Source organism: Micromonospora sp. NPDC002296 (assembly GCF_040296145.1).
In the GTDB taxonomy this organism is placed as follows: Bacteria; Actinomycetota; Actinomycetes; order Mycobacteriales; family Micromonosporaceae; genus Micromonospora.
In genome coordinates this window covers 33,011-52,942 of the sequence record NZ_JBEOWQ010000033.1, presented here as the reverse complement: position 1 = coordinate 52,942, position 19,932 = coordinate 33,011, and the positions used below count along the sequence as shown (strand labels likewise).

Genomic DNA, 19,932 nt, shown 5'->3' with positions numbered 1-19,932 from the left:
CCGTCGGCCGGAAGCCCCCGGGCGCACGGTCGGTCGGTCTCGGCGCGCGGCGTCAGCCGGTGCGGCAGCTCGCGCGCCGGATCGATACCACCTGATCCGCGCCCGCCGCGCTGCCTGACTGCCGGCCATACCGTCCTGGCTACCGGTGAGCGGCAGATCTGGATACGTCGGGCGCTATGAATTGTCCGCTCCGGAGTGTTGAACAGACGCCGGCCCGGCGAGTCGCCACGTTGGTGCGGTTTCCTGCAACACGGTGTCGAGCAGGTGAGCTATGCCCCGCTCGCCAACGTCGACTGTCGGGTCTTGCTCGTACTGCTGAACGACCTGCCGCACGGCCGTCAACGACGGGTCCCTGTCGAGTGCCCACCGCGCGGCCTGCGCCTTGGAGCAGTGCACGTTCTCTACCGCGAATCGCCAGATGCGGCAGGCGGTAAGCACCATGAGGGCGGCGTTCTCGGTGTCATCGGTGAGCGACCGCCAGGCCCTCAACCAGTGCCTGCCACGATCAACGATCCAATCGGCCGGAACGGGTGCGATCACCTCACGCGGTGGAGCGCCCTTGAGAGCACGCCCGTCCGCGCGTGCCATGGACAACTCAACAGGCAGATCAGGCGAAGCTGCCACCCGACGTTCGACCTCGAACCCGGTGGACGACCGGTCGTAACGGCCGATGTGAAGCTCCAGGGCCGGCGTCCGGTTCGGCGCGCTGGCGATCTCGGCCGTGACGACATGAAGATCGATGCCGGCCGCGCTGCCGATGTCCGCCTGGCGAACCAAGCGCTCCAGGACCGTTGACTGCGCATCGGAAAGTCCACCTTCGATGACGATGAGCAGGTCAATGTCGCTGCTTCCGGCACGGAAGTCGCCAGCCGAAAGTGACCCGTGCAGGATCACTGACCGGGCATCAGCACCAACGGTGTCGGCGAAGAGGCCGGCAAGTCGTTCAGCAGCGGTCAAGGCGGGCAATTCGTCAAAGCTGGCCATACAGGTGTTCTACCAGAGGCTCTCACGTGATGTCGGCACGATCAGATGCGCTGTCATCGGCAGAGCCGCGAGCGCGGCTTTGGTGATTCAAGCCAACGCGGTGCCATGATCGGTTCGTGTCGCTGTCGGAGGCCATCTGGCGCATCGGAGTACCGCTGACGGCCGTCGCCGCCGTCGCCGCAACCGCTGTGTCCGTCGCATTCCTCGACCCGCCCGACGAACTCCGCCGTCCACGCGGCTGGCAGTGGGCGTGGGTGGGGCTATGGCTGATGACGGCCGGTGAGGCGGCGTTCGGCAACGACCGATGGTGGTTCGAGCGTGCCTGGAAGGGTGCCGTCGCGCTGCTCGTTGCCGTGGCGGTCACAGTCGCCACGTGGCGTCACTACCGGTGGCGAAAGCGTGTCCGGCGTGCGGACGACTCGCCTCCACCCGTCACCCGGCCGCCTCGGTTGGACTCGTAGCCTTCCCTGCGACCGGACAGCGCGTCGATGCGGTCGAGCAGCGGGCGGTCGTTCACGATCGCGCAGGAAACCTCGGCCGACGTCTGGGTGCCCGCCCACCGGTCGATCCGGAGGCCGCCTACGCCTGGCGTCGGACGCTCACCAGCCGGGGGCAGGTGCGGGTCGACGGCCAGCCTGCCTGCCACGATCCGGCTCCCACGCGCCGCGCAGGATGATCGTTCGTCGGGCGGCGACCGGAGCCTTTGCCATTTTGGCCCAGCTCTCGTTGGAATTAGTGGATGATCGCCCAGGGCTGGGACTGGGCAGGTCGGCATGGATCCGAAGACAGTGCAGACCCCCGAGTACGCCCGACCAGATCATCGCCGACATCGACCAGATCCGTCTGCTCGGCGCGGAGACGGTGCTGCTCGATCCGTTCAACGGCGACCTGACTGAGATCCGCCAGCCCGAACGCGCCTGGCGGGCACTACAACTAGCGGCCTTGGCCGCGCACACCACGAATCCCAGGAGGACCGATGATCCCCGACGACGAGACATTTCTCCGCCGTGCCTTGGAAATCGCCAGCCAGGCCGGGGCGTCCGGCGAACGGCCATTCGGCTCGTTGCTTGTCGGTGCGGACGGCACAGTCCTGGCCGAGGACCACAACACCGTGGTCTCCGACTCCGACATCACCGCCCATCCGGAACTGAAGCTGGCCCGCTGGGCCGCCCGGGAACTCACCCCCGACGTGGCGGCCGGCACCACCATGTTCACCAGTTGCCAGCCCTGCCCCATGTGCGCGACCGCGATCGACCGCTCCGGCCTCGGCCGGGTGGTGTACGCCCTGTCCACCGAACAGCTTGAGGAGGTCAGACCGGCTACCCCGCCGCTGCCCCCGGTGCGGTACGAAGGGCCGGCGCTATTCGATGAGGCGCGCCAGCCGATCGACAACTATTACTAGCGCACGTCTGAGTGCGGTGACTCGTTCGGCAACGCTGGCATCCTGAGCCCTGTTGTCGGAAGAAGGGTCGTGCGCCAGCGAGGTACGAGCTGTTCGCGCGGGATCAGGCCCGCCCCGGGCCGGTCCCGGGGGAGGGAACCGGACCGGGGCGGGCGGTCGGGGAGGGCTACCGTGGCGCGCGGACCCAGGACAGGAAGCGGTTGGTCAGGTCGACCGGCGGATTCGACGGATTCAACGCCGTCAGGTGGACGTTTGCCTCTTCTTTGAGCATCGCCAGGTAGAACAGCAGGGCTGTCCGGTTGCCCTGGTACTCGGCCAGCAGCGACAGCCGCGCCGGGCCGCACGGCCACGGGGCCCCGCAGCGCCTGCACAGCCAGAGAGGACGGATCGGGAGGTGCGGGCCGCCGGGCATCAGCGGCACCGCAGCGCGGTCGCCCGCGCCTCCTCGTCGGTCATCGGCAGGAACCACAGGAACCGCTTCACGATTTCCGGCGGGGTCGGGCCCTCGGGTCGGCCCCTCAGGTCGCGGATCGCCGGGCGGAGGAACAGCGTGAAGCTCGCCAGCAGTGCGCCGCGTAGGTGGTCGTCCATCGGTAGGCCCCGCCATACGGAGCACGGGAACGGCTCGCCGTCGGCCTCGCACCGCCAGCCGGAACCCGCCGCGTAGTGCAGCTCCAGCGCCAGTGGACCGGGAGTCGACCTCACCACCGGCCCCCGTTCCCGTGCCAGGTCTCCGTCCGGCCGCGCGGCTCGCCGGCGAGGCTCCACCTGACCTGCATCTCCGCGTCGTTGCGTGGTACGCGCAGCGGCGGGATCATCGGGCCGACCAGCGGCGGGTCGTACCGCGCGGGCTTCGGTTCGGTCTTCGGCTCGGGCTCGGTCCTCGGCTCGCGTCTCTCCTTGCCGGCCCTCGTCTCCCCGCACACCTGGCACGCGCAGTGCCGGCCGCGATAGGCCCGATGACGTCCTCCCCGGTGCGACATGACTCTCCCTCGTCCGTCGAGATTGGAGAGGGGGCCGCCCGCTCGGCGTGGTGCGGGAAGGACCGGGCGGCCCCCTCGACGAACGCGAGCCGGGAACCTGTCAGCCGACCCGCGCCGCCCCGATACCAGCTTTCTGACGGTTGCGAGACAATCACACCGCGTAGCATTATGGGGTCGGAGCGGGCGGGACAATCCAGAGGGGAAGCCGGATGAACCATGCCGTGATCGAGGCCATGACCACCGGCGGGTTGACCGCCGAAACCCTCGCAGCTCAGGTCGGTGTGGATCCCAAAACTGCGGCCCGCTGGGCAAACCCAGGGCATATTCCGCAGTCCCGCCATCGCGCGAAGGTCGCGAAGCTGCTCGGGAAGGATGTGGGCACGCTGTGGCCTGACGCTCTGAAGCGCCGGGCACCAGCCTGGTTCCGACCATGGGCCGAGATCGAACGGGAGGCTGTGTCCCTGCGGAGCTTCCAGCTCGCCTGGGTGCCGGGTCTGCTGCAGATCGAGGCGTACGCACGGGCGACGCTCGCGGGTGAAGCGTTGTCGTCGGCCGAGGTGGACAATCTCGTCGCAGCTCGACTCAGCAGGCAGGGCGTCCTACGCCGGGACCGTCCGCCTCTACTCGTCGCGGTGATCGATGAATCCGTGCTGCGGCGGACCCTCGACGGTGACCGCGCCATGATGGCGGACCAGCTCGCCCATCTGGCAGAGTGTGCCGCCCGGCCCGCCATCCAGGTGTTCATAGTGCCGGTGTCCACCGGGATGTATCCGGGGCTCGGCGGCCCCTTCACGGTCGCCGAACTCCCTGACGGTGGTCGGGTCGTACATGTCGATAGCCAGGCGGAAGCGCAGATCATCGAACGGACCGCCGACATTGCTACGCTCGAACGACGTTGGGAGTGCGTGCGCGGGGAGGCTCTGTCCCGAAGGCACTCCCTAGACCTCATCAGGGAAGCGGCAGCCTCATGGACCTGACCGGCGCGCAGTGGCGCAAGAGCACGAAGAGCGGCAACAACGGCGGCGATTGCGTCGAGGTCGCCGACAATCTGCCCGGTGTCGTCCTCGTCCGTGACACCAAGGACCGCGACGGCGGGACGCTGGCCTTCGCGCCGGTCGCCTGGGCCGGGTTCGTGGACTTCGCGAGGAAGCTCGGCCCCGTCACCTGACGGACCAGTGCAGATCGGCAGTAATTGGCTCGCACCGCCAGCACCGTCATGTGATTCTCGCCGGATGGCCCAACCAGTCCTGCGCACCGACCGCCTGCTGCTGACTCCGCTCGCCGACCGGCACATCGAGGCGGAGGTCCAGCTCGACTCCGACCCGGAGGTGCTTCGCTACCTCACCGGCCGGGCGCGGTCCCGGGACGAGGTGGTCGAGTCCCACTCGCGGAGGATGGCTCTGGCCGACAAGGTGGACGGCCTGGGCTACTGGATGGCGTTCGGCACTGACGGTGGCGCGCGGGGCTCGACGCCGCCGGCCCATGAGGACGAGGGCGAGTTCGTCGGGCTCATGATGCTTCCGCCGGCGCACGGCCCCGACCAACCCGACGACCCGACCGTCGCGGAACTCGGCTACCGCCTCGCCCGTCGGTACTGGCGCAGGGGCTTGGCCAGCGAGGTGTCCCGCGCCCTGCTGCGGCACGCCTTCGACACCGTCGGGCAGAGCCGGGTGATCGCGCAGACCATGACCGTGAACATCGGCTCCCGGGGCGTGCTGGAGGCCGTCGGCATGCGGTACGTGCGCACGTACTTTCCGACCTGGGACGATCCGCTGCCGGCAGCCGACCTGGGTGAGGTCGAGTACGAGATGACCCGCGCGATGTGGGCGGCGTACCACGCGGCCATCCCGATTCCGGGGCGTCCGACGGCCCCCGCCCCCGGATGATCGGCGGCGGGCGGAGGTCACGGCGTCGATGCCGGGTCGGTCGCCGCCGCCCGGCGGGTCCGGGGGGATGCCGGACCACCGGGCAGCGGGACCGCGCTGCTAGCCGGCGTACGTCTCGAACTCGGCGACCTTCGGCGTGCCGGTCGAGCTGGTGATCTCGAAGGTGACCTTGGTCAGTGAGGTCGAGGGGAAGGTGATGGCACCCGCCCCGCTGCCGGAGGCCAGGACGGCGCCGGTACCGCCGTTGGTGACCCGCCAGGACCCGATGTTGCCCACGGCGCCCGACGCCTCACGGATGACGATCCTGGACACCGTGGTGGCGGAGCCCCACTTGATCGAGATGGAGCCGGTCGAGCCGGCCGGCGACCAGTAGGTGCTCATGTCGCCGTCCCGCACGTTGCCGTAGCTCGTGCCGCTGGCCTTGCTCGACCCGTCGGAGCCGGCACCGATGCTGAGGTTGGTCCCGCCGGGGCTGGTCGGCCCCGGCGTGGGAGTGGTCGGTCCCGGCGTGGGGGTGGTCGGTGTCGGCGACGGCGTCTGCGGTGAGCAGCTGCCGTTCGACTCCTTCAGGCCCGTGTTGGCGCCGGCCGTCTGGCGGACGACGTCCGGCACGCAGCCGGCCCCGTCGAGGCTGTAGGAGTACGGGATGCTGACGGTGGTGTTGGACTGCGGGTTGGGGCCGGCGGGGTTGTTGTCGGTGCCGGGGCTGGACCAGGTGACGTTGTCGAAGACGTTGCCGCTGACCTGCCAGTAGCCGGCCTCGCTGGTGTAGAAGGTGCCCAGGACGTCCTTGGAGTTCCTGAAGTAGTTGTTCTCCACCTTTGCCTTGGCCCCGGCCCGGGAGTTGATGCCGGACTCGTGCAGGCTCACGTAGGAGTTGTTGTAGATGTGGGCGATGCCGCCGCGCAGCAGGGGCGTGCGGGAGTCGATGTTCTCGTACAGGTTGTGGTGGAACGTGACGAAGCCGTTCGAACGGTCGCTCTCGCTGGAGCCGATGAGGCCGCCTCGGCCGGAGTTGCGCAGGATGCTGTAGGACAGGGTCACGTACTGGACGTTGTCCTTCATGTCGAACAGGCCGTCGAACCCCTCCGACTCCCCGCCGGAGGCCTCCAGGGTGACGTGATCGACCCAGACGTTGCGGACGGTGCTCTCCATGCCGATGGCGTCACCACCGTTGGACGTGGGCGAGCCCGACTTCTTGACGTTCCGGACGGTCACGTTCCGGATGATGATGTTGCTGGAGTCGCGGATGTGGATGCCGAGTTGGTCGAAGACGGCTCCGCCACCCACCCCGATGATCGTGACGTTGCTGATCTGCTTGAGTTCGATCACGCCGTCGGCGGTGTTGCAGCTGTCGCCCGACACCTTGCCGGTGTTGCCGTGGTTGATGGTCCCCGTGACCTCGATGATGATCGGTGTGTTGCTGCTGGTCCGGGTGCACAGGGCAGTGTGGATCGCGGTCCCGGTGGTGGCCCGTACCGTCTGCCCGCCCGCGCCGCCGGTGGTCCCGCCGTTCTGGGTCGCGTACCCGGTGGCGCTGCCGGCCGCCGCCGACGCCTGGGGGGTCGGCAGCGCCACCCCGATCGCGACCCCGACGGCCGCCGTGGCCAGCGCAGCCTGGAGTCGCAGTGCGACTGGTCGTCTCATCGTCGCCTCACCTTCGTTCTCGAATGCTGGATGTCGCCGCGACGTGGGCCTGGAAAGCGCTTTCCACCGTGAGGATAGGGATTCATCTATCTATGTGGCAAGGCCTCGTCCGGATTGCCGCACTATGGACAGCTCCACCTGATGTGCGATCACCATCCGGCGGCGTCGGCCCTGCCGGCGGGCCCTTCTGAGCTGCCACTCAGGACGTTCCATATGGGAAAACCCCCGGCCAGCAGGGGCTCTGGCCGCAAGATTACTGGCGGGTACACCCGTAAATCCAAGATCCTCTACGCGCTAGAGGACTGATCGGCTGGATCTGGCCAGCCGTCCCGGGCGGGCATCGTCGGCTCTTCGGTCCGACTCCAATCGATGATCTTGCCGCCCGGTTGTGGGCCCATATGCTGCATCCATTGTGTAGTCCTGGGGGGGGATCGTGATCACAGTGACCGGATGTCGCACGCCCGTCGACGGTGTCGCGACCCGCGCCCGCTGACATGGAAAAACACGCCATCATCGATCGATTCGCCCGCCTCGCGGCCGAGGCCCCGGCCCGTCCGGCCGTGCTCGGGGAGGGCCCTGCGGTCAGCTACGCCGACCTCGCCGCCGCCGCCGGGGGGCACGCCGCGCTCCTCGCCGCCGCCGGGGTCCGACCCGGCGACCGGGTCGCCGTGCTCACCCCGCACGGCGCGCCGACCGTCGCGGCGCTCCTCGGCGCGCTCGCCGCCGGCTGCGCGTACGTGCCGCTGGACCCGGGCTTCCCCGCCGACCGGCTGCGGCACATGCTCGCCGCCGCCGACGTGCGCACCGTGCTGTCCGCCCCGGAGCACCGGGAGCTGGCCGCCCGGCTCGCCGCCGACCGCCCCGGCACCGCCGTGCTGACCACCGACGCGGTGATCCCCGCGCCGCTGCGCCCGACCGTCGTCGACCCGGACGCGCCGGCGTACGTGCTGTTCACCTCCGGCTCGACGGGGCTGCCGAAGGCGGTCGGGCAGACCCACCGCAACCTCGCCCGCGTCGTCGACAACCAGATCGACACCCTGGCCGTCGGCCCGGACGACCGGCTCAGCCTGCTCGCCTCGTTCAGCTTCGACGCGGCCATCCCCGACCTGTACCCGGCGCTGCTCACCGGCGCCGCCGTCGTCCCGGTCGACCTGCGCCGGCACGGCCTCGCCCACGCCGTCGACCAGCTCGTCCGGCACCGGGTCACCGTCTACCACTCCACCCCCACGGTGTACCGGTTCCTGCTCGACGCCCTCGGCGACCGGCGGCTGGACGCGGTCCGGGCGGTGCTGCTCGGCGGCGAGCAGGCCACCTTCTCCGACGCCGCCCGGGGGCGGGACCGGTTCGCCCCCGACTGCGTCCTGGTCAACGGCTACGGCGCGACCGAGATGACGTTCGCCGCCCGGTACGCGCTGCCGCTGGCCGACGCCGACCCCGCCGCCACCGGCCCGCTGCCGATCGGCACCGCGCTCCCCGGCTACGAGGTGCACCTCGCCCCGGCCGGCGGCGAGAACCCGGCCGGCGGCGAGATCGTGGTGCGCGGTCGACACGTCGCCCCCGGCTATCTCGACCGGGCCGACGACCGGTTCACCCGGGAGCCCGACGGGGTGTGGTCGTACCGGACCGGGGACCTCGGCGCCCGGCTGGCCGGCGGCGAACTGGTCTGCCTCGGCCGGCTCGACCGGCAGGTCAAGGTGCGCGGGTTCCGGGTCGAGCTGACCGAGATCGAGGCCGTCCTCGCCGCCCAGAGCGGCGTCGGCGCGGTCCGCGCCATCGCCCGCGACGGCGAGCTGCTCGCGTACGCCCGGCCGGCCGGCGGGCCCCTCGACCCGGCGGCCCTGCGCGCCGGCCTCGCCCGGCGGCTGCCGGAGTACGCGCTGCCCCGCGCCGTCGTGGTGGTCGACGAGTTCCCGCTCACCGTCACCGGGAAGATCGACGAGCGGGCGCTGCCCGACCCGGCCCGGGACGTCCCGGCGGGGGAGGAGCCGGCCACCGCCACCGAGCGGGCCGTGCACGACATCTGGTGCGCGGTGCTGGGCCGCCCGGCGGTCGCCCGCACCGCCAGCTTCTTCGACGTCGGCGGCCAGTCGCTGCTGCTCGGCGTGGTCCAGCAGCGCCTCGCCGAGCGGTTCGGGGTGCGCCCGCCCCTGCTGCGGCTGTTCGAGAACCCCACGGTCGAGGCGCAGGCCCGCCTCGTCGACGCCCCGCCCGTGCCCGACCGCGCCCCGGTCGGGCCGGCCCCGGTCGCGCCGGCCGCCCCCCGCGAGTACACCGGCGACGAGATCGCGGTGGTGGGGATGGCCGGCCGCTTCCCCGGCGCGGAGGACCTGGCGACCTTCTGGTGGAACCTCTGCGCCGGGGTCGACGCGGTCCACGACCACACCGACGAGGAACTGGCCGCCCTGGGCATCGGCCCACGGCTGCTCGCCGACCCCCGGCACGTCCGGGCCACCGGCCGGCTCGACGCCGTGGCCGACTTCGACGCCGCCTTCTTCGCCTTCGGCGCGCAGGAGGCCGCCCGCACCGACCCGCAGCACCGGCTGTTCCTGGAGACCGCGTGGGAGGCCCTGGAGGACGCCGGGCACGACCCGTCGCGGTTCCCCGGGCTGGTCGGCGTGTACTCGGCCACCTCCGCCAACCGGTACTTCCTGTTCCACCTCATGGACAACCCGGCGGTCGTCGGCCACGTCGACCCCGACGACTGGGAGGCCCGGCTGATCGGCCGGCAGTCCACCGACCACCTGCCCGGCCAGGTCGCGTACCGGCTCGGGCTGACCGGGCCGGCGATGGCCGTGCAGAGCGCCTGCTCCAGCTCGCTGGTCGCGGTCTGCGTCGCCGCCCAGAGCCTCGCCGACTACCAGTGCGACATCGCCCTGGCCGGCGGGGTCAACGTGACCTGGCCCCGGTACCGGCACACCGCCGGCGGGATGGCCTCCCCGGACGGCCGGTGCCGGGCCTTCGACGAGGCCGCCAACGGCTCCGGCTTCGGCTCCGGCGTCGGGGTGGTCGCGCTGCGCCGGCTCGCCGACGCCCAGGCCGACGGGGACCGCGTCTACGCGGTGCTGCCCGGCTGGGCGGTCACCAACGACGGCGCCGACCGGGCCGGCTTCGCGGTGCCCGGCCCCGCCGGGCAGGCCGCCGCCGTGGCCGGCGCGCTCGCCGCCGCCGAGGTCGCCCCCGGCGAGGTCCGGTTCATCGAGGCGCACGGCAGCGGCACCCCGCTGGGCGACGCCCTGGAGGTCGCCGCCCTGCACGAGGTGTACGGGGGAGCCGCCCCCGCCGAGTCCTGCGCGCTGGGCTCGGTGAAGACCAACATCGGTCACCTCGACGCCGCCGCCGGCATCGCCGGGCTGATCAAGACGGTGCTCGCCGTCCAGCACGGCGTCATCCCGCCGAACCTGCACTTCACCCGGCCGCATCCGGAGATCGACCTCGCCGGCGGCCCGTTCCACGTGCCGACGAAGGCCCGGGACTGGCCGCAGGTGGCCCGCCGGGTGGCCGGGGTCAGCTCGTTCGGGCTCGGCGGCACCAACGCCCACGTGGTCGTCGAGCAGCCGCCGCCGGTCGAGCCGGCCGACGCCCCGGACGCGGCGGAGCACCTGCTGCCGGTGTCGGCGCGTACCCCGGCGGCGCTGCGGGCGGCGCTGACCCGGCTGCGGCGACACCTGGCCGGCGCGGCCCCGGCGCTGCCCGACGTGGCCGCCACCCTCGCGCTCGGCCGCCGGGCCTTCGCCTGCCGGGCGGCGGTCGTGGCGGGCGACCTCGCCGACGCCCTGGCCGGCCTGGACGCCCTGCTCGCCGCCGAGGCCCCGCCCACCGCAGCGGACCTGCCCCCGGCGGGCGGCCTGCTCGCCGCCGACGGTCGGGTCGCCGGCCCGCCCGGCGAACTGCGCGACCTCGCCGCCGACTGGGCGGCCGGCCGGAACGTCGACCTCGCGGCCCTGCACCCCGAGGGCGGCGTCCGGCGCACCGGGCTGCCCACCTACCCGTTCCAGCGCCAGCGGTACTGGATCGACCCCCCTCAGAGAGGCACGCGGTGAACTGGTACGTCTCCGCCGGAAGTCGACCCCAGGCGCCGGTGCGGTTGTTCTGCCTGCCCTACGCCGGCGCCGGCGCGAGCGCGTTCCGCGACTGGCAGCGGGAGTTCGGCGCCGACGTCGAGGTGCTGCCGGTGCAACTGCCCGGCCGGGAGAACCGGATCAGCGAGGACCCGAACTTCACCGTCGCCGAGGTCGCCGCCGCGATCGCCGGGCGGGCCGACCGGCCGTACGCGATCTACGGGCACTCGATGGGCGGGCGGGTCGGCTTCGAGGTGGTCCGCGAGCTGCGCCGCACCGGCGGGCCGCTGCCGCTGCGGCTGTACGTGGGCGGCGCGCGGGCCCCGCACGTCGACGACGCCAGCCTCTTCGACGGGCTGTCCCGGGTGGACGACGACGAGCTGCTGCGCCGGCTCGGCGACGGCGGCGGGCTGCCGGCCGGCGTGCTGGAGCACCCCGAGCTGGTGGAGCTGCTGCTGCCGCTGCTGCGCGCGGACTTCGGCCGGGTGGACAGCTACCGGTACGTCCCGGGCGAGCCGCTGCCGGTGCCGGTCGTGGCGTTCAGCGGGCGGTCCGATCAGGCGGTGAGCCACGCGCAGAGCGTCGCCTGGGAGCGGCACACCGCCGCCGGGTTCACCCTGCACGAGATCGACGGCGGGCACTTCTTCCTGCACGACCGCCTCCCCGAGTTGGCCGCGACGATCCGCGCCGACCTCACGACCGCCGTCCGGGTCGCCGGCGCGAACGGGACCGCACCGGCCCCGGACGGCCCGGCTGATCCGAAGGGCGAGTCGCAGGCGGCCGGCGCGGCGGACCCGACGGACACCGCCGACACGGCGGGGCACCGGGTGCCGCTGGGCGACACCGGCTGGTCGGTGTGGCGCGACGCGATCCTGCGCACCACCGGCTTTCCCGCCGACGGGCTCACCGCGCTCGGCGCCCCGCAGGCCGCCGCCGCGGCCGACGAGCTGATCGCCACCGGCGTCGGGGAGGAGCGGTTCGACAAGGAGTTCGCCGAGGCCCTCACCGCCACCGCCGGCCGGCTCAGCGAGCGGGCCGCCGACCCGCTGCTTCGCGAGGCCGTCACCTGGCAGAACCGCAACGCCCTGCTCGCCCTCGACGGGCTGGCCTCCGGCGGCGCGGACGCGCCCCGCAACGTGCGCCGGCGGGACCGAGAGCGGGCCCTGCTCAAGTACTGGCAGCGCTACTGCGGGAAGAACGAGACCGTCGGCTTCTTCGGCCCGAGCTGCTGGGTCACCCTCGACCCGGAGCTGGCCGACACCGCCCGGGTGCGCCCCGGCGCGGCGCTGACCCGGCGGCGCTGGGTGTGGTTCGAGTCGTGGGCGCTGTCCGCGTACGGCGACCGGATCGGCGCCGACCTCGCGGTGCGGCAGTACTGGCCGCCGATGCTCCAGCCCCACCTGAGCCTGCGCGACCGGTCCGTGCTGCGACCCGGCCGCCCCCCGGTCACCCTCACCCCCGTCGAGGCGGCCCTGCTCGCCGCCGCCGACGGTCACCGCCCCGCCCGGGACCTGGTCACCGACCCGGCCGTCGGGCTGCGCCGCGCCGAGGACGGCTACGCGCTGCTGGACCGGCTGGTCGAGCGGGAGCTGATCACCTGGGACGCCGCCCTGCCGGTCGCCCCCGACGCCGAGGACGTGCTCGCGGCCCGGATCGACGCCATCGGCGACGAGCCCGCCCGCCGGGCCGCCCGGGCCGGGCTGGACCGGCTGCGCGCCGCCCGCGACGAGGTGGCCGCCGCGGCCGGCGACCCCGACCGGCTGCGCGCCGCCCTCGACCGGCTCGACGAGACGTTCACCGAGCTGACCGGCCAGCCGGCCAGCCGCCGCGCCGGCCAGATGTACGCCGGACGCACCCTCTGCTACGAGGACACCGCCCGGGACCTCGACGTGGCCTTCGGCGCCCCGCTGCTGGCCGACCTGGCCGCCCCGCTCGCCGTGCTGCTGCGGGCCGCCCGCTGGCTGGCCGGCGAGCTGGAGCAGGCGTACGGGGCCACGTTCCGCGAGCTGTACGACGAGCTGCGCGCCGAGGCCGGCGACGGCCCGGTGTCGCTGGCCGACCTGTGGTTCCTCGTGCAGGGCCTGTTCTGGGGCACCGGCGAGCGGCCCGTCGACGCGGTCGCCGCCGAGTTCGCCGCCCGCTGGGCCGGGCTGTTCGGCCTGGCCGACCTGCCCCCGGGCGGCACCGAGGTGCGGCTGTCCGTCGCCGACCTGGCCGACCGGGCCGCCGAGGTGTTCCCGGCCCGCGCGAGCGAGTGGACCAGCGCCCGGCTGCACAGCCCCGACCTGCAGATCTGCGCCACCGACGCCGACGCCTTCGCCCGTGGGGACTACACCGTCGTGCTCGGCGAGCTGCACGCCGCCTGGCCGTCCTTCGACTGCCAGGTGTTCACCCCGTCCCACCCGGACGTCGAGCGGCTGCGCGCGGCGCTGGCCGCGGACCTCGGCACGCACCGGATGCGGCTGCTGTTCCCGGCCGACTGGCCCCGCCGCACCAGCCGCACCGCCGAGGCGCTGGTCGGCCCGACGGACCGGCAGCTCGCGTTCCTGCCCGCGCCGGGCGTCGACCCGGACCGGGTGCTGCCCACCGTGGACCTGACCGTGTCCGACTCCGCCGGCCGGCTCGTGGCCACCGCCCGCGACGGGTCCCGCTGGCCGCTGACCGAGGTGTTCGCCGGGCTGCTCAGCGGCCACGCGGTCGACGGGTTCAAGCTGGTCGCCGCCGCGCCGTACACGCCCCGGATCACCCTGGACCGGCTGGTGGTGGCCCGGCAGACCTGGCGTACCACGGTGGGGGAGTGCGGCCTGGCCGACGTCACCAGCGAACGGGACCGGTTCCTCGCCGTCCGCCGCTGGCGGCGCGAGAAGGGCCTGCCCGAACTGGTGTACGTCAAGCTCGGCACCGAGACCAAGCCCTGCTTCGTCGACCTGGGCAGCCCCGCGTACGCCGCGATGTTCAGCGCCATGGTCCGGGCGGCCCGCAAGGACGGCGGGGACGGGGTGTCGCTGACCGTCAGCGAGATGCTGCCGACCCCCGAGGACGCCTGGGTGCCCGACGGCGCCGGCCGGCGCTACTTCAGCGAGCTGCGGCTGCACATCGTCGACGACGAGCGGCGGGCCGGGCGGTGAACCACGACCATCTGTTGCCGCTGGGCGACACCGGCTGGTCGGTGTGGCGGGACGTGCTGCTGCGCACCGCCGGCTTCCCCGCCGCCGGCCTCGACCGGTTCGCCGCACCCGACGCCGCCGAGGCCGCCGACGCGCTGCTGACCGGCGCGGCCTCCGCCGAGGCGTACGACAAGGAGCTGGCCGCCGCGCTGGCCCGGTCCTCCGCCGTGCTCGCCGAGATCTGCGCCGACCCGCTGGTACGCGAGGCGGTCACCTGGCAGAACCCGGAGATGCTGGTCGCCCTCGACGGGCTGCTGCGCACCGACCCCGCCGCCCGCAACAAGCCCCGCCGCAAGCGGGAGATCGCGGTGCTGCGCTACTGGCAGCGCTACTGCGGCAAGGCCGAGACCATCGGCTTCTTCGGGCCGGTCTGCTGGGGCGTCCTCGACCCGGCCACCCCCGACACCCGGCTGACCCCGGGCCCCGGACTGGTCGCCCGCCGCGAGGTGCACCTGGAGGCGTGGGCGCTCACGGCGTACGCCGACCGGCTGGCCGACGACCCGGCGGTGCGCCGCTGGTGGGCGCCGGTGCTGCCGCCCGACCTGATCCTCGACGGGCGTCGGCTGCGCCGGGCGCTGCACCCGCCGGTCGAGCTGACCGCCCTGGAGGCCCGGCTGCTGGCCGGCTGCGACGGCCGCACCCCCGCCGGCGAGCTGGTGGACCGGCTCCGCGCCGCCGGCGACGCCGGCCTGCGCCGCGCGGACGACGGGTACCTGCTGCTCGACCGGCTGGCCGAGCGGGGCCTGCTCACCTGGGACGCGGGCCTGCCCAACAACCCGGGCGCGGAGGCGGTGCTGGCCGAGCGGATCGCGGCGGTCGGCGACCCGGCGATCCGGGCCGGGCTGGCCGCCGGCCTCGACCGGCTCCGGGCCGCCCGGGACGGGGTCGCGGACGCCGCCGGAGACCCGGACCGGCTGGGCACCGCGCTCGCCGCCCTGAACGCCGAGTTCACCGCCGTCACCGGCCGGCCGGCCACCCGGCACGGCGGGCAGATGTACACCGGCCGCACGGTGGTCTACGAGGAGACGTCCCGCGACCTGGAGCTGGCCGTCGGGTCGGCCGTCCTCGACGCCCTCGCCGCCCCCCTGGCGGTCGTGCTGCGGGCCGCCCGCTGGCTCACCGCCGAGATCGGGGTCGCCTGCGAGCGGCTCCTCGCCGAGCTGCACGCCGAGCTGGTCGCCGACGGTCCGGTCCGGCTGCCCGACATGTGGTCGCTGGCCCAGGGCCTGATCCTCGCCCCGGACGGCCCGATCGCGGTGGCCAGCGCCGGGTTCACCGCCCGCTGGGCCGAGCTGTTCGGGCTCGACGCCGTCGGCGCGGACCAGGCCGAGCTGCGGCTGCGCAGCGTCGACCTGGCCGCCCGCGCCGAGGCGCTGTTCCCGGCCGACGCCCCGGGCTGGCCCACCGCCCGCATCCACAGCCCGGACGTGCAGGTCGGCGCGGCCAGCGTCGAGGCGCTCAACCGGGGCGAGTTCCTGCTCGTCCTCGGCGAGCTGCATCCGGCGACCACCCCGTTCGACAGCGCCGTGTTCGCCCCGTTCCACCCCGACCCGGTGGCGCTGCGCGCCGGCGTCGACGCCGACCTGGGGCCGGCCCGGCTGCGGCTGCTGCCCCCCGAGGGCTTCCCCCGGCAGACCACCCGCACCACCTGGCACCTGCGCGGCCCGGCCGACCGGCAGGTCGGCATCGACACCGCCCGGGGCGCGGACGTCACCGGGCTCGTCCCGGCGAGCGCGGTGCGGGTGGAGCCGGACGAGGACCGGCTGGTCGCGGTGCTGCCCGACGGGGCCCGGTGGCCGCTGGTGGAGGTCTTCGCGAACCTGCTCGGCGCTTTGCTGCTGGACAGCTTCAAGCTGCTCGCCCCGGCACCGGCCACCCCGCGGATCACCATCGACCGGCTGGTGGTGGCCCGGCGCACCTGGCGGACCACCGTCGCCGAGAGCGGGCTGGCCGGGGTCACCGGCGAGTCCGCGCGGTACCTGGCGGTGCGCCGCTGGCGGGACCGCCTCGGACTGCCCGAGCGGGTCTTCGTCAAGGTCGGCACCGAGGTCAAGCCCTGCTACGTCGACCTGACCGGACCGCTGTACGCCCAGTCGCTGTGCGCGATGGCCGACGCCGCCGCCCGGACCGACCCGGACGTCTCGCTCACGGTCAGCGAGCTGCTGCCCGCCCCCGCCGACGCCTGGGTCACCGACGCGGCCGGGCACGGCTACGTCAGCGAACTGCGCCTGCAGATCACCGATCCAGCCACCTACCGGGGAGAACACGGGTGACCGACATCCTGTCCATCAGCGCCGCGCACGGGGAGCCGCTGCCCTGGCCCGACGCCACGCTGGCCGAGCTGATCGCCGCCCAGGCCGCGCGGACCCCGGATGCGGTGGCGGTGCGCCAGTGGGACGAGCGGCTGACCTACCGGGAACTGGTCGGCCGGGCCGCCGGCGTGGCCGCCGCGCTGCGCGAGCGCGGCGTCGGCCGGCAGAGCCGGGTCGGGGTGTGCGGCGAGCGGCGGCCCGACCTCGTGGTCACCGTCCTCGGCGTGCTGCTCGCCGGCGGCTGCTACGTGCCGCTGGAGCCGGGCGGCCCGCCCCGGCGACTGCGCGAGATCGTCGCCGACGCCGGGGTGCGGGTCGTCGTCGGCGACGCCGCCGGGGCCGAGTTCGGCGACGTGCCGGGCGTGGAGACCGTCGCGCTGCCCGGCCCCGCCCCGCTCGCCGCCTGCCCGGCCGGCCCCGGCGACCCGGCGTACGTGCTGTTCACCTCCGGCTCCACCGGCCGGCCCAAGGGGGTGCTCACCACCCACCGCAACGTCGTCGAGTTCGTCACCGGCTACGCGGCCCGGTCCGGCGCGGACGCCTCGGTGCGCAGCCTCGGCATCGCCTCGCTCGGCTTCGACGCGGCCGTCATCGACCTGTTCGTCCCGCTGCTGCTCGGCGGCGCGGTGCAGCTCCTCGGCGCCGACGACCGGTCCGACCCGGCCCGGCTGGCCCGGTTCGTCGCCGAGCACGAGGTGAACTGGGGCTTCATCACCCCGACCGTGCTGTCCATGCTGGACCCGGCCGAGCTGCCCGGCTGGCGCACCGTGCTCTGCGGCGGCGAGGCCGTGCCCGCCGAGCTGGCCGCCCGCTGGGCGCCCGGCCGGCGCTTCGTCAACAGCTACGGCCCCACCGAGACCACGGTGGTGGCGGTCAGCGGCGAGCTGACCGCCGCCGAGACCGACCCGGTGCCGATCGGCGCTCCGCTGCCCAACCACCGGGCGTACGTGGTCGACGCCGAGCTGCGCCCGGTGCCGCCGGGGGAGACCGGTGAGCTGCTGATCGGCGGCCCCGGCCTGGCCGACGGGTACCTCGACCGGCCCGGCCTGACCGCCGAGCGGTTCGTGCCCGACCCGTTCTCCGGGCAGCCCGGGGAACGGCTGTACCGCACCGGCGACCTGGTCACCCAGGCCCCCGACGGGCGGATCGTCTACCACGGGCGCACCGACCGGCAGGTCAAGATCCGCGGGCAGCGCATCGAGCCGGGCGAGGTCGAGGGCGTCCTCGCCGGGCTGCCCGGCGTCGACCGGGTCGCCGTCGAGGCCGTCGACGGCCCGGCCGGCGCCGAGCTGGTCGCGTTCCTCACCCCCGCCGACGCGCCCGACGACGCGGCGCTGCGCGCGTACGCCGAGCCCCGGCTGACCGCCGCGATGCGCCCGGCCCGGACGGTGCGCCTGGCCGCGCTGCCGGTCAGCGCGATCACCGGCAAGCTGGACCGCCCGGCGCTGCGCGCCCTGGCCGCCGCCGCCGCCCGCCCCGCGCCCGTGGCCGACGGCAGGGCGGCCGACGCCGACCCGGTCACCCGGGCCGTGGCCCGGGCCTGGACCCGGCTGCTCGGCGCCGCCCCCGGCCCGGACACCGACTTCCTCGCCTCCGGCGGGAACTCCATCGTCGCGATGCGGCTGGTCGCCGCGCTCCGGGACGAGCTGGGCCGGCACGTCGACACCCGGGACGTGTTCGCCGGCCGCACCCTGACCGGCCTCGTCGAGCGGATCACCGCCGCCACCCCGGACCCGGGCGACGGGCTGACCACCGGCAACCCGCCCACCCTGTCCCCGCCGCAGCGCCGGCTGTGGTTCGTCGACCAGCTCGCCCCGTCCAGCGCGCCCTACAACATCGCGGTGGCCCACCGGCTGCGCGGCGAGCTGGACGTCCCCGCCCTCGGCGCGGCCCTGCGCGCCGTGGCCGAGCGACACGACGTGCTGCGCTGGCGCATCCCGCAGACCGCCGGGGTGCCGTACGCGGTGTGCGAGGAACCCACCGACGTGGCGGTGCCGGTGGTCGACCTGACCGGCGGGGCGGACCCGGAGGCGGAGCTGGCCGGGATGCTCGCCGCCGGCGCGGCGCACGCGTTCGACCTGGCCACCGGGCCGCCCTGGCAGGTCGCCGTGTACCGGCTCGGACCGGACGCCCACGTGCTCGCGATCACCTGGCACCACGCCGTGTTCGACGGCTGGTCCGAGGCGGTGTTCTACGACGACCTCGCCGCCGCGTACGCGCTGGCCGTGGCCGGCGAGGCCCCCACCCTGCCCGCCGTGGCCGCCCGGTACGCCGACTACGCCGTGTGGCGGGCCGAGCGGGACCGCCGGCGAGGCGCCGACGACGTGGCCTGGTGGGCCGGGCACCTGCGCGGCGCGCCGACCGTGCTGGACCTGCCCCGCGACCGGCCCCGCCCCGCCGTGCAGACGTACGCCGGCGTGGAGGCCGCGGTCACCCTGTCCACCGAGGCGGACCGGGCGGTGCGGGCGCTGGCCGAGCGGCGCGGCACGGGCGTCGCGGCGGTGCTGCTGGCCGGCTTCGGCGAGCTGCTGAGCCGGCTCACCGGCGGCGACGACCACGTCGTCGGCGCGATCGTCGCCGACCGGCGGCTGGCCGCGTTCGACGACGTCGTCGGGTTCTTCATCGACACCGTGCCGGTGCGGGTGCGCACCGGCGGGGCGAGCTTCGCCGAACTGGTCGACCGCTGCGCGGCCGAGCTGCACGACGCCACCGCCCACCCCGGCGCGCCGCTGGAGAAGATCGTCGAGGCGCTCGGCGTCGGCCGGGACACCTCCCGGGCGCCGCTGTTGCAGGTGCTGTTCAACGTGCTCAACTTCACCCAGCCCCGGCTGGCGCTGACCGGGCTGACCGGCGAGCCCGCGCCGGTGCCCAAGCCCGGCTCCCCGTTCGACCTCACCGTCTACGTGGCGGAGCGGGCCGGCCGGCTCGGCGTCGAGGTGGTGCACAATCCGGACCTGTTCGACGCCGACCGGATCGACGCGCTGCTGGCCGACCTGGCCACCCTGGTCGGTGCGCTGGCCGCCGCCCCCGACGCGCCGGCCGGGGAGGTCGCCGCCGACCTGCCCCGGCCGACCGTGCGCACCGCCCAGCTCGGCGCGATGACCGTCGCCGCGACCGCCGAGCCCGCGCGGACGGTGGCGCTGCCCGCCGGCCCGGACGCGCTCACCGACACCGAGGAACTGGTCGCCGGCATCTGGCGGGAGGTCCTGGAACGTGACCGGGTCGGGGTCACCGACAACTTCTTCGACATCGGCGGGCACTCGCTCGCCCTGGCCGCCGTGCACGCCCGGCTGACCGCCGCCACCGGCCGGTCGATCGCGATGCTCGACCTGTTCCGCCATCCCACCGTCCGGGCCCTCGCCGCCCACCTCGACGGCGCGGCCGACCGACCGGAACTGGCCCGCGCCGCGCTGCGGGCCGCCGCCCGCCGTAGCCGGACCCGACGTATCCCTCCCCGCCGCCCCGGCGGCACCGCGTGACGAAGGACGACCTG

General features: G+C 74.4%; 14 protein-coding genes. 9 read left to right on the top strand and 5 right to left on the bottom strand.

What is annotated here, in order from left to right; genetic code table 11:
- Nucleotides 1-174 precede the first annotated feature (174 nt).
- Nucleotides 175-984, bottom strand: a complete 810-nt coding sequence (locus tag ABT023_RS22165; RefSeq protein WP_350888291.1) for an aminoglycoside adenylyltransferase domain-containing protein — start codon at nt 982-984, stop codon at nt 175-177.
- 116 nt (nt 985-1,100) lie between these two features.
- Between ABT023_RS22165 and ABT023_RS22160 the strand changes: the two genes are divergently transcribed.
- A complete protein-coding gene (locus ABT023_RS22160; RefSeq protein WP_350888290.1) occupies nt 1,101-1,445 on the top strand; it encodes a hypothetical protein in 345 nt (114 codons plus the stop codon).
- A gap of 515 nt (nt 1,446-1,960) precedes the next feature.
- The gene (locus ABT023_RS22155; RefSeq protein WP_350888289.1) at nt 1,961-2,386 is read left to right on the top strand and encodes a nucleoside deaminase; all 426 of its coding nucleotides are present in this window, start codon (nt 1,961-1,963) and stop codon (nt 2,384-2,386) included.
- Nucleotides 2,387-2,552: 166 nt separating this feature from the next.
- Here the strand turns inward: ABT023_RS22155 and ABT023_RS22150 are convergent, their stop codons facing one another.
- From ABT023_RS22150 to ABT023_RS22140, 3 genes are read right to left on the bottom strand one after another with little or no spacing between them, the layout of a single operon-like run.
- Nucleotides 2,553-2,798, bottom strand: coding sequence for a flavin reductase (locus ABT023_RS22150; RefSeq protein ID WP_350888306.1), 246 nt, complete (start codon nt 2,796-2,798; stop codon nt 2,553-2,555).
- Nucleotides 2,798-3,091: a hypothetical protein gene (locus ABT023_RS22145; protein WP_350888288.1), complete on the bottom strand. Its 294-nt coding sequence runs from the start codon at nt 3,089-3,091 to the stop codon at nt 2,798-2,800. The genes ABT023_RS22150 and ABT023_RS22145 overlap by 1 nt, the downstream gene beginning before the upstream one ends.
- Nucleotides 3,088-3,369 carry a hypothetical protein gene (locus ABT023_RS22140; RefSeq protein ID WP_350888287.1) on the bottom strand — a complete coding sequence of 94 codons (282 nt, stop codon included), beginning with the start codon at nt 3,367-3,369 and terminating at the stop codon, nt 3,088-3,090. The genes ABT023_RS22145 and ABT023_RS22140 overlap by 4 nt, the downstream gene beginning before the upstream one ends.
- A 209-nt stretch (nt 3,370-3,578) precedes the next feature.
- On the opposite strand from ABT023_RS22140, the gene ABT023_RS22135 reads away from it, so the two are divergent.
- From ABT023_RS22135 to ABT023_RS22125, 3 genes are all read left to right on the top strand, one after another.
- Nucleotides 3,579-4,346, top strand: a complete 768-nt coding sequence (locus ABT023_RS22135; protein WP_350888286.1) for a DUF5753 domain-containing protein — start codon at nt 3,579-3,581, stop codon at nt 4,344-4,346.
- Entirely contained in the window at nt 4,337-4,537 is a 201-nt protein-coding gene (locus tag ABT023_RS22130; protein WP_350888285.1) for a DUF397 domain-containing protein, read from the top strand. Before ABT023_RS22135 ends, ABT023_RS22130 begins: the two co-directional genes overlap by 10 nt.
- Before the next feature lie 64 nt (nt 4,538-4,601).
- Nucleotides 4,602-5,255 (top strand): GNAT family N-acetyltransferase, encoded by a 654-nt coding sequence (locus ABT023_RS22125; protein WP_350888284.1) that lies wholly within the window; start codon nt 4,602-4,604, stop codon nt 5,253-5,255.
- A gap of 99 nt (nt 5,256-5,354) precedes the next feature.
- On the opposite strand, the gene ABT023_RS22120 is transcribed toward ABT023_RS22125, so the two are convergent.
- Nucleotides 5,355-6,902 carry a pectate lyase family protein gene (locus ABT023_RS22120; RefSeq protein WP_350888283.1) on the bottom strand — a complete coding sequence of 516 codons (1,548 nt, stop codon included), beginning with the start codon at nt 6,900-6,902 and terminating at the stop codon, nt 5,355-5,357.
- A gap of 494 nt (nt 6,903-7,396) precedes the next feature.
- Here ABT023_RS22120 and ABT023_RS22115 point away from each other — a divergent pair, with 494 nt between their 5' ends.
- The 4 genes from ABT023_RS22115 to ABT023_RS22100 are packed head-to-tail and all read left to right on the top strand — an operon-like array spanning nt 7,397 to nt 19,918.
- Nucleotides 7,397-10,942 carry an amino acid adenylation domain-containing protein gene (locus ABT023_RS22115; protein WP_350888282.1) on the top strand — a complete coding sequence of 1,182 codons (3,546 nt, stop codon included), beginning with the start codon at nt 7,397-7,399 and terminating at the stop codon, nt 10,940-10,942.
- Nucleotides 10,939-14,088, top strand: coding sequence for a thioesterase domain-containing protein (locus ABT023_RS22110; RefSeq protein ID WP_350888281.1), 3,150 nt, complete (start codon nt 10,939-10,941; stop codon nt 14,086-14,088). The genes ABT023_RS22115 and ABT023_RS22110 overlap by 4 nt, the downstream gene beginning before the upstream one ends.
- Entirely contained in the window at nt 14,085-16,400 is a 2,316-nt protein-coding gene (locus ABT023_RS22105) for a lantibiotic dehydratase (protein WP_350888280.1), read from the top strand. The genes ABT023_RS22110 and ABT023_RS22105 overlap by 4 nt, the downstream gene beginning before the upstream one ends.
- Nucleotides 16,397-19,918: a non-ribosomal peptide synthetase gene (locus ABT023_RS22100; protein ID WP_350888279.1), complete on the top strand. Its 3,522-nt coding sequence runs from the start codon at nt 16,397-16,399 to the stop codon at nt 19,916-19,918. Before ABT023_RS22105 ends, ABT023_RS22100 begins: the two co-directional genes overlap by 4 nt.
- The last annotated feature ends 14 nt before the right edge of the window (nt 19,919-19,932 follow it).